Genomic DNA, 10,253 nt, shown 5'->3' on the forward strand with positions numbered 1-10,253 from the left:
TGGTGCGCGCCCGCGCCAATTCCGAGCACCGCATCGAGCGCATCAAGGACACCGCGGTGCTCCGCCTGCGCAACAAGCTGTTGCCGCTGATGCACCTGAAGAAGCTGCTCAACATCGACAACGGCTCGTCGACCGACCCGGAAAACGGCTTCATCGTGGTGACGCAGGTCGGCAACCAGACCTTCGGCATCGTGGTTGACGGCGTGTTCCACACCGAGGAAATCGTGGTCAAGCCGATGTCGACCAAGCTGCGTCACATCGAGATGTTCTCCGGCAACACCATCCTCGGCGATGGCGCCGTGATCATGATCATCGATCCGAACGGCATCGCCAAGGCGCTCGGCGCGGCCGGCTCGGCCACGCAGGCGGTGGCTGATGACAACACCGCTCACTACGCTTCGAACGCCGAGCAGCTCACCTCGCTGTTGGTGTTCCGCGCCGGCACGGCACAGCCCAAGGCGGTGCCGCTCGGCCTCGTCACGCGCCTGGAAGAGATCGCCTCCGACAAGATCGAGCTCTCCAACGGCCGCTACATGGTGCAGTACCGCGACCAACTGATGCCGCTGGTGCAGATCGAAGGCGTTTCGGTCCGGACCTCGGGCTCGCAGCCGATCCTGGTGTTCGCCGACGACCGTCGCGCGATGGGCCTCGTGGTCGACGAGATCATCGACATCGTCGAGGAGCGTCTCCACATCGAGGTCTCCGGCGTCAAGATCGACGGCATTCTCGGCTCGGCCGTCATCAAGGGACAGGCTACCGAGGTGATCGACGTCGGTCACTTCCTGCCGATGGCGTTCGCCGACTGGTTCATCCGTAAGGAGATGAATGCCGATTCGCAGACCCAGTCGGTGCTGCTGGTCGACGACAGCGCATTCTTCCGCAACATGCTGGCGCCGGTGCTGAAGTCGGCCGGCTACAAGGTCCGCACTGCCAACTCCGCGATCGAGGGTCTCGCCGCGCTGCGCGCCGGCCAGAACTTCAATGTCATCGTCACCGACATCGAGATGCCGGAGATGAACGGCTACGAATTCGCCGAAGCGATCAAGTCCGACCAGAACCTGAGCCATCTGCCGGTCATCGCGGTCTCCTCGCTGGTGTCGCCGGTCGCGATCGAGCGTGGCCGCCTGGCCGGCTTCCATGACTACGTCGCCAAGTTCGACCGTCCGGGCCTGATCGCGGCCCTGAAGGAGCAGATCGAAGAGCAGGGCAGGGCCGAAGCAGCCAGGATTGCGGCGTAACGCTTCGGGTTAGGGACTTGGGGTCAGGGAGCAGAATGTGATGAGCAGCAAGGTCGAAGTCAGCGACGGCAAGGCCGCCGAATACGTCACCGTCGTGATCGGCGGACAGTTGTTCGGGCTGCCGATCTCCCGCGTGCAGGACGTGTTCATGCCGGAGCGGGTGACGCGGGTGCCGCTGTCGTCGGCCGAGATCGCCGGCGTGCTGAACCTGCGCGGCCGCATCGTCACGGTGATCGATATGCGTGCCCGCCTCGGCCTGTCCAAGGCCGACGACGTCAAGCCGCCGATGGCGGTCGGCGTCGACCTGCGCGGCGAATCCTACGGCCTTCTGATTGATCACATCGGGGAGGTGCTGCGTCTGCCCGACGACGGCCGCGAGGAGAATCCGGTCAATCTTGATCCACGCATGGCCAAGTTCGCCGGCGGCGTTCATCGCCTCGAGGGACAGCTGATGGTCATCCTTGACGTCGAGCGCGTGCTCGAACTCGCGCCCAAGGCGGCACTCGCAGCGTAACAAGCGCGCCCGCAAACACCCGGCGGAGATGATGGAAGTGAAGACTTGCTTAGTTGTCGATGATTCAAGCGTGGCTCGCAAGATCGCGCGGCGTATCCTGGTAGAGATCGGGTTCAACGTGATCGAGGCCGAGGATGGCGAGCAGGCGCTGGAAGCCTGCAAGGCCAGCTTGCCGGAGGCGATCCTACTCGATTGGAACATGCCGGTGATGGACGGCTACGACTTCCTGGGCAATCTGCGCGGCATGCCGGGCGGCGATCAGCCCAAGGTCGTGTTCTGCACCACCGAGAACGACATCGACCACATTTCCCGCGCGCTGCATGCCGGCGCCAACGAGTACATCATGAAGCCGTTCGACAAGGACATCGTCTCGGCCAAATTCCAGGAAGTCGGTCTCATCGCCGAGGCAATGTCTGCTGCCTCTGCCTGATCTTTCCGTTTTGCTCTTTCACTTCCGCTCGCCTAGAAGAGGCCGTCCGTGAACCAGCCCGACTACGAATTCCTGCGCAAGTTGCTTCGTGACAAATCCGGTCTCGATCTGTCTAGCGACAAGCAATATCTGATCGAAAGCCGCCTGCACCCGCTTGCGCGAAAAGCCGGCCTCCCGGGTCTCGGCGAGCTCGTCCAGAAGTTGAAGGATGGCAATGGCGGCCTGACCAGTCAGGTGGTCGAGGCCATGACCACCAACGAAACCTTCTTCTTCCGGGACAAGGTCCCGTTCGATCACTTCCGTGAAGCGATCGTACCGGAGCTTTTGAAGGCGCGTGCCAGCCGCAAGTCGATGCGGATCTGGTGTGCCGCCGGCTCGACGGGCCAGGAGCCGTATTCGCTGGCGATGTGCCTCAAGGAGATGGGCGCGGCGCTCAGCGGCTGGCGTGTCGAGATCATCGCGACCGACCTGTCGCAGGAAGTGCTCGAGAAGTCCAAGGCCGGCCTCTACAGTCAATTCGAGGTGCAGCGCGGCCTGCCGATTCAGCTACTGGTCAAATATTTCAAGCAGGTCGGCGAACTCTGGCAGATCAATGCCGACCTCCGCGCCATGGTCCAGCACCGGCAGCTCAATCTGCTGCACGATTTCTCCCAGCTCGGCACGTTCGACGTGATCTTCTGTCGCAACGTGCTGATCTATTTCGATCAGGACACCAAGATCAACATCTTCGGCCGGCTCGCCAAACTGATGGAACCGGATGGCTTCCTGGTGCTCGGCGCCGCCGAAACGGTGGTCGGTCTCACCGACGTATTCAAGCCGCTGGCCGAGCGGCGCGGTCTGTACCGGCCGAGCGGAACGGTGGCCGCCAAGGCGCCGGCGCTCGGCATGCTGCAGAAGATGGCGACAATGGCGGCACGTTGAGGCCGGCGGAGGACATAGAAGATGGCCGACGAAAACAAGGGCACGGAGCGCGTTACATTCAGTCGCGGTTACGATGTCTGCATCATGGGCATCGACGGCACGTGGCGGCGGGATTGTCAGCTCAATGCGATTTCGGACAATGACGCGATCCTGACCGTCGAAGGCTCGATCCAGGGCCTCAATCTGAAGGAATTCTTCCTGTTGCTGTCATCGACCGGCCTCGCCTATCGTCGTTGCGAGCTGGTGCGCGTGAACGGCGCCGAGATGGACATCCAGTTCATCAAGGGCAAGAACAAGAGGAAGCGGGAAAACTCCTCCAATCAGGAGGCCGTGACGGTCTGAAGCGGCAGCCGCCTCGCTCTTGACGCTGGCGGGCGCGATGGCATTGGTGCATTGAAAGCCCGATCGCTGCATATTTTCTGAAACGAAGCCGACATTTTGCGAATATTGATTCACGCGACGTCAGGCTGACGCCATGTATCTATATGGTCGATCAGAACGGGGATCAGCAATGTCGGTCACCAGCAAGGATGTCGCGTCCATCTCGGCGGAGACGGCGCAAGACGCTGAACGGCGCGGGCTGCATCTACTGGTCGTCGATGATGACGCATCGCAACAAGCCTTGATTTCAGTCGCGGCAAAGCAGGCGGGCCATGCGGTCACGGTGGTCGCCACCTGCGCCGGCGCGATCGACGAGATCCGCAGCAATCGATTCGATTGCGTGACGCTCGATTTGTCCCTTGAGGATGGCGATGGCACCGGGGTGCTGAAGGCGATCGCCGAGGCCAAGTTTACCGGCTCTATCGTCGTCATCAGCGGCGTGGATTCGACGCGTCGCAGCGCGGCGCGGCTTTACGCGCGCTCGCTCGGTATCGATCTGCACAGTCTGCCCAAACCGATCGATATGGCGGCCCTGCGCATTTTTCTTGCCAATCTCGCCAAGACCACGCTCGGACTTCCAGTGGTCCACACATGGGGCGGCGTCGCAGCCGATCGCGTGGCGGCCAAGCACCGGGTGTGATAGCTCGTTGCTTCGGACCTAATGCCAATTATCGTGCACAGCAGCACAAACGCCATTTCGAACGCGTCGATACTGGCACAGACGCGTTATGCTTTTGAGCACGGCGCAGCTCTCGGCTGTGACCGACTTGGTTCCTGGCGGCTGCGATCTCAGATGTCCACCGAGCGACAATGCATGGATCACGCTCCGTCAATGCAGGTTTGTCGGATCGCAACTACTATTTGTGAGTTAAGGTCGTAAACCGTACAAATACGGGTGCCCAAAGTGTACACGGAGTGTGGTATCATAACACGCGTGTTCAATTTATTCTTCTCTTTCGAAGAGCGATCGACATGACCGAACAGACAACTTCCCGCGGTGAGATTTTTGTCGTCGATGACGACCCTGCGGTGCGCGACACCCTCTCGATGGTCTTGTCGGCGGGCGGATATGAGGTGATCTGCTTCGCGGACGGCGCAGCACTGCTGGCCGTCGCGCGGAGCAGGACGCCGGCCTGCATTTTGCTCGACGTGCACATTCCGGGAAAATCCGGGTTAGATATTCTCAAGGAACTGCACGGCGAGGATTATCCAGCGCCGATCTTCATGATCTCGGGACAAGGCGACATTTCGATGGCGGTGAACGCCATCAAGAACGGTGCGCTCGATTTCATCGAGAAGCCGTTCCGCGGCACCGAGATCGTGGCTCGGTTGAACGAGGCGATCGGCGCCTTCGCGCGGCGGCAGCAGGAGAACGCCTCGCCGAAGATCGGCTCGCTGCATTTCCCGGGTCGCGAGCCGTTGACGCGGCGCGAGCGCGAGGTGCTGGAGCAGTTCACGGCTGGCGCCTCGAACAAGGAGGCCGGACGCACGCTCGGCATCAGCCCGCGCACGATCGAGGATCATCGCGCCAACATCATGAAGAAGCTCGGAGCTCGCAACGCCGCCGACCTGATCCGCATCGTGATGACAGCCTCGCGCGCCTCCTGAGCTGACACCGCACTGCAGGCGGCACTGCTTCTGCCCCTGGCCCGGACGACATCGCGTCCGTTTGGCTCTTCACGTCATGCGATCAGGCTTCCAGCGCCTTGCGAATCATCCGCGCCAGCTCCGACTTGCGGTAGGGCTTCGCGAGCAGCAGTATTCCCGTATCAAGCCTGCCATGATGCACGATCGCATTCTCGGTGTAGCCTGAGGTGAACAGCACCGGCTTGCCAGGCCGGGTCCGCTGCACGGCCGATGCGAGCTGGCGCCCGTTCATGTTGCCCGGCATGATGATGTCGGTGAACAGCAGGTCGAACGCCTCGCCGGCGTCAGTGATCGCGAGCGCCTCGGCGGCATTGGCGGCCTCGAGCGTCGCATAGCCCAGCGAATGCAGCTGCGCGAGCACATAGCCTCGCACCAGCCGGTCATCCTCGACCACCAGAATGGTCTCCTTGCCGCCCTCGATCGACGCCGAAATGACCTCGGTGGCGGCCGACAGCGCGCCACTGCCGGGCGGCAAATACATCCGGATCGTGGTGCCGTGGCCTTCCTCGCTGTAGATCCTGATGTGTCCGGCGGACTGCTTGACGAAGCCGTAGACCATCGACAGGCCAAGCCCGGTGCCCTTGCCAGGTCCCTTCGAGGTAAAGAACGGATTGAACACCTTGTCGATGATCGAGGCCGGAATGCCGCTGCCGCTGTCGCTGACTGCGATCATCGCGTAGCGGCCGGGCCTGACATCGTCATACATGCTCGCATAGGTCTCGTCGAGATCGGCCCAGCCGGTCTCGAGTAGCAGCTTGCCGCCCTCGGGCATGGCGTCGCGGGCATTGAGCGCGAGATTGATGATCGCGGTCGCCAGCTGGTTAGGATCGACATGCGCAGCGCAGGTCTCGTCCTCGAATGCGGACTCGATCTCCACCTGCTCGCCGAGCGTCGGACGCAGCAGCTTGGCGGTATCGATGACCAGCGTGTTGACGTCGATCTCGCGCGGCTGCAGCGGCTGTCTGCGCGCGAACGCCAGCAGATGCTGGGTGAGATCGGCGCCGCGCGCGGCGGCTTCGTCGATCATCCTGGTGATGGCGGCGAGCTGCGGCTCCTTGGCGACGGCGGCGGCGAGGATTTCGATGGTGCCGGTGATGACGGTCAATATGTTGTTGAAGTCGTGCGCGACGCCGCCGGTGAGCTGGCCGATCGCCTCCATCTTCTCCGATTGCCGGATCCGCTCCTCGGCGGCGACCTTGTCGGTCAAGTCACGGAAGAAGCCGTTGAAGACGAAACCGCTCCGGGTGCGAAGCGCCGTGACGCTCAATTCCGCCTTGAATTCGCGGCCGTCACGGCGACGGACCATGACCTCGCGCCGCAGGCCCTGGCCGATCACCTGACTTTCTCCGGTCAGCACGATGTGGCCGAGCCCGGCACGGAATTCCTCGCGTTCCTCCTCGGCCGCGATCAGTTCGAACGCGTCCTTGCCGAGAATGTCCGCCCGCGGCCAGCCGAACATCCGCTCGGCCTGCGAATTCCAATTCAGGACATTGCCGTCATCATTGATCTGGACGAATGCATCGAGTGTGGTCTCGACGATGTTGCGTGCGAGCTGCTCGCTCTCGCGCAAGGTTTCCTGCGCGAGCCTGCTCTCGGTCATGTCGCGGCCGATGAAGAAGTGCCGCTGCACCGGCTCCGACCAGCTCGCTGTCCAGGACAGCGTCACCTGATGCCCGTCCTTGTGGGTGTAGCGCGAGTCGGAGCTGCGGGCGCGGCTGCCGCGCCGCGAAGCGCGCATCTCTTCGCGCGCCTTCTGCAGGTCGTCGGGATGGATGAAATCGCCGCCGCTGCGGCCGATCATCTCCGCGGGCGTGTAACCCAGGATGGCCGCGCAGCTTGGGCTCACCTGGACCAGGATGCCCTTGCGATCGGCGATCAGGATCAGGTCCTGGGACGTCTCAAAAATGCGGCGGCGTTCTTCGGTCTGTTGCCGCAGGGCCAGCTCGGTCCTTCGGCTCTCGGTGATGTCACGTGCGATCTCCGAGGCGCCGACGATCTGTCCGCTCGGCGACCTGATCGGCGAGATGCTGAGCGAGACCTGGATCAGCCCGCCATCCTTGCGCCGTCGTATCGTCTCGTATTGCTGCAGCCGCTCGCCGCGACTGACCCGATCGAGGATCTCGCGTGCCTCACTGGCCCGGTCCTGGGGGATGATCAGGCTGATGGTGTTGCCGACGGCTTCCTCGGCCGGATAGCCGAACACGCGTTCGGCTGCCGGATTCCAGGCTGTGATGGTGCCATCCAGCGACTTGGTCACGATCGAATCGCTGGATGATTCCACGGCTGCGCTGTACAGCCGCTCGCGCGCGGCGAAATGATCGCGCGCGGCTTCGGTCAAATAGTGCTCCTGAACCTCGCGCTCGAGTTCGGTGGCCTTGGCCCGGACCTCGTCCATGGCGCGAAAGAAGGCACGCGCCAGCACGCCGGTCTCGCCGCCGGCATCGACAGGGATGCGGACGTGCTCGCCGCGGCTGATTCCCTCGACCGCCTCCGTCAGCTGGTGGATCGGACGGGTCAGCGAGCGCGCAACCAGCACCGCAAGCGCAGCGGCGCTCAGCATCGCGATCAGACCGACCTGCACGGCCGTTTTGCGAATCGTGAGCGCAGGGGCCATGAACGCGGTGTTCGGGATGGTCTCGATCACCGCGACCCATTGCTGCCCCGCGAGCAGCGCTGGCGCGAACGCGACGCCGCCCGGCCGTCCCTGTTCGTCCTGCACGACATGCGCAAAGCCACGCGTGGTGTTGATCGCGCCTGCGAGGGAAGGAAAATCGTCCTGCCATCGTGCGGTGCCTCCGTGCTTGGAGGCGAACTCCTTTGCCGGATCAGGATGGAACAGATATTCGCCTTTGGCATCGACGACGTAGAGCTGCGCGCCCGGCCGCATCGATGCGCGCAAATGATCGAAGATCGGCCGCATGTCGATGTCGAGCAGCAGAATGCCGAATGGCGTGCCGTCCGGAGCAGGCACTGGCGTGCCGACGCATAGCATCGGGATGTCGGAGCTGGAATCGCGGCCGTTGCCGTCGAGGATGACGGGCGAGACTCTCGTCTCGCCCGGCTTGAGCTTGAGCGTCTCCGTGAAGAAGGGACGATCGCCGCGTGCGATGAGCTCGTTTTCCGGGACGATCCTGACATTATCAGACTGTCCGAAGCGGTCGACGCGGATGAGCTCGCGCCGGTCGCGGTCCATGCCGATTAGGCGAAACATCGCATAGCTCGGCTTGGCATTGAGCTCGGCGAAAAAGCGCGCCGCGACCCGCTCTCGCCAGACCTGTGTGGACTGGCCTTCACGCGGGTCGGTGCCGCCGGCGACTGAGGTCCGGATCATCGTCGACAGGCTTGGATCGGCACGATAGCTCATCAGATCGCTATGCGCGCCGGCCACATAGAATTCGAGCTCGGTCGCCATCAGCCGCGAATGCGCTTCGACCCGATCCAGCGCACGCGGCAGCAGCGCCTGCTCGAGACTCCGGTAGCTGAGCCATCCGACGGCGAACACTGCGAGCGTCGCCAGCAAGATCATCGCCAACGCGAGCCGGGTGGTCAGCGATATGCCCCGCTCGAACCGGCGGATGCCGTTCCCGTGCTGGTCGAAGCCGCCGGAACCGAGGTGCGAAGACCCTTTGTCGTCAGGAGTTCGAAATAGCATTGCGGTCCGGCCTGGATTGGGCAGAGGACGGGCTCGCCGATGCGAGACGATCGGCGACCATCGCAAGCAGAGCTGCCGGCTTGAACGGCTTGGGCAAGGCCTCGACCGCGCCAAGCTTGGTGGCCATGGTCAGATAATCCGGTTCCTGCATCGATTCGGGCGTGTTCGGCCGACCCGATGTCATGATGATCGGCAGGTCCGGCTGCTGCTGCAGGACGCGCCGCATGGTCTCAAATCCGTCCATGCCCGGCATGAAGATATCCAGGACCAGCAGGTCGAAACCTTCGGCCCGAAGCCTCGCGAGGCCTTTTGCACCATCTTCGGCCGCGACCACGGCGTGCCCGACCTGCTCGAGCACGCGCTGTACCGTCATCTGCATGACCGGATCGTCGTCCACGACCAGAATCTTCGCCAAGGTCCCAACCCCGATTCACTGCAAATCAAGGCCAACAGCCACATCTAAAGGGTTGCCCAATTCGCGGTTTGCCGCAAGCGGTTACGTGCGGGGGAACCACCTCATCCCGTACTCGTTGCAGGGGATGTGGTTCCCTCGGTCACCTTCTCATTCCTTGAGATAGTCGGGATGGCGGCTGCGGATTGCAGCAAGCTCGCCGAGCGTGCCGGAGAGATGGGTGCGTAGATGGGCCTGCGCTTCATCGGGCTTGCCGTTGCCGATCGCCTGCGCGATCAGACGGTGATGCCGCATGATATTCTGCGCCCGGCCGGGTGAAGGCAGATGCAGCCGCCGCAGGCGGTCGATATGGCCGCTGCGGCTGCGCACCAGCATCCACAGATCCTGTTTGTCGGCGGCGGCATAGAGCTGGGCGTGGAAACCATCGTCGGCGGTGATGAAGGCTTCGAGGTCGCCGTCTTTGGCGAATCGCCGCTGGCGCGCGATCAGTTCGTCGAGCTCGCCTGATAGCGCCGGATCCGCCTGGATTGCCAGCCCGCGCACGATCTCGAGTTCCAATGCTTGCCGCAGGAAGTGCGCTTGTTGAGCCTGCCGTACGTCGATGCGGCTGACCAGGGTCGCGTGCTGCGGGAACACCTCGACCAGGCCCTCCTCGGCGAGCCGCATCAGCGCGTCGCGAATCGGCGTCGAACTGAGGCCGAATTCGGACGCGAGCGCGGTCCGCGACAGCGGTGCGCCGGGCGGCAATGTCAGCGCGGTGATCAGGCTCCGCAATCGCGCAAACACCTGCGGCGCCGCCTGACGGCTGCGGTCAAGGCGCTCGGGGGCAGCTGCCGCTCGATGTTGCGCGGAAAGAGAGGCCATGAGGACACTTGTCACAGATGTACTAATGCATTAGTGCGTCTGTTACATCCGACCGTCAAGACACGGCCGGATCTACCGGAGGAAAAGCGTCCATCGGTCCTCAATCGCGCCGCGCGAACGCGCGTTGGATCATGGCGATAGGGAGCGCCGATCATGACTGACACGCGTAAACGTCCCGACCAGCTTCGCAGCGC

The 10,253-nt window shown here is 63.2% G+C and carries 10 protein-coding genes; 7 read left to right on the top strand and 3 right to left on the bottom strand.

Features of this window, described 5'->3' with window-relative positions:
• The 7 genes from WA702_RS07105 to WA702_RS07135 all read left to right on the top strand — a co-directional run.
• Positions 1-1,238: chemotaxis protein CheW (locus tag WA702_RS07105; protein WP_425109821.1), on the top strand; the 1,238-nt coding region annotated here is incomplete at its 5' end.
• Between the two features lie 40 nt (positions 1,239-1,278).
• Entirely contained in the window at positions 1,279-1,752 is a 474-nt protein-coding gene (locus WA702_RS07110; protein ID WP_425109822.1) for a chemotaxis protein CheW, read from the top strand.
• A gap of 37 nt (positions 1,753-1,789) precedes the next feature.
• Positions 1,790-2,182 carry a response regulator gene (locus WA702_RS07115; protein ID WP_425109823.1) on the top strand — a complete coding sequence of 131 codons (393 nt, stop codon included), beginning with the start codon at positions 1,790-1,792 and terminating at the stop codon, positions 2,180-2,182.
• 48 nt (positions 2,183-2,230) lie between these two features.
• Positions 2,231-3,103: a CheR family methyltransferase gene (locus WA702_RS07120; protein ID WP_425109824.1), complete on the top strand. Its 873-nt coding sequence runs from the start codon at positions 2,231-2,233 to the stop codon at positions 3,101-3,103.
• A 21-nt stretch (positions 3,104-3,124) separates the two neighbouring features.
• Complete coding sequence (locus WA702_RS07125; RefSeq protein WP_425109825.1) at positions 3,125-3,445, top strand: PilZ domain-containing protein; 321 nt, start codon at positions 3,125-3,127, stop codon at positions 3,443-3,445.
• Between the two features lie 169 nt (positions 3,446-3,614).
• The gene (locus WA702_RS07130; RefSeq protein ID WP_425109826.1) at positions 3,615-4,124 is read left to right on the top strand and encodes a response regulator; all 510 of its coding nucleotides are present in this window, start codon (positions 3,615-3,617) and stop codon (positions 4,122-4,124) included.
• Between the two features lie 332 nt (positions 4,125-4,456).
• Positions 4,457-5,092 (top strand): response regulator transcription factor, encoded by a 636-nt coding sequence (locus WA702_RS07135; RefSeq protein WP_425109827.1) that lies wholly within the window; start codon positions 4,457-4,459, stop codon positions 5,090-5,092.
• Between the two features lie 82 nt (positions 5,093-5,174).
• On the opposite strand, the gene WA702_RS07140 is transcribed toward WA702_RS07135, so the two are convergent.
• The 3 genes from WA702_RS07140 to WA702_RS07150 all read right to left on the bottom strand — a co-directional run bounded on the left by WA702_RS07140 (position 5,175) and on the right by WA702_RS07150 (position 10,059).
• Positions 5,175-8,783, bottom strand: a complete 3,609-nt coding sequence (locus tag WA702_RS07140) for a PAS domain S-box protein (protein ID WP_425109828.1) — start codon at positions 8,781-8,783, stop codon at positions 5,175-5,177.
• Positions 8,764-9,198 (bottom strand): response regulator, encoded by a 435-nt coding sequence (locus tag WA702_RS07145; protein ID WP_425109829.1) that lies wholly within the window; start codon positions 9,196-9,198, stop codon positions 8,764-8,766. Before WA702_RS07145 ends, WA702_RS07140 begins: the two co-directional genes overlap by 20 nt.
• A gap of 147 nt (positions 9,199-9,345) precedes the next feature.
• The gene (locus WA702_RS07150; protein WP_425109830.1) at positions 9,346-10,059 is read right to left on the bottom strand and encodes a GntR family transcriptional regulator; all 714 of its coding nucleotides are present in this window, start codon (positions 10,057-10,059) and stop codon (positions 9,346-9,348) included.
• Between the last annotated feature and the right edge of the window lie 194 nt (positions 10,060-10,253).

Origin of the sequence: Bradyrhizobium sp. (assembly GCF_049798375.1) — a bacterium.
In the GTDB taxonomy this organism is placed as follows: domain Bacteria; phylum Pseudomonadota; class Alphaproteobacteria; order Rhizobiales; family Xanthobacteraceae; genus Bradyrhizobium.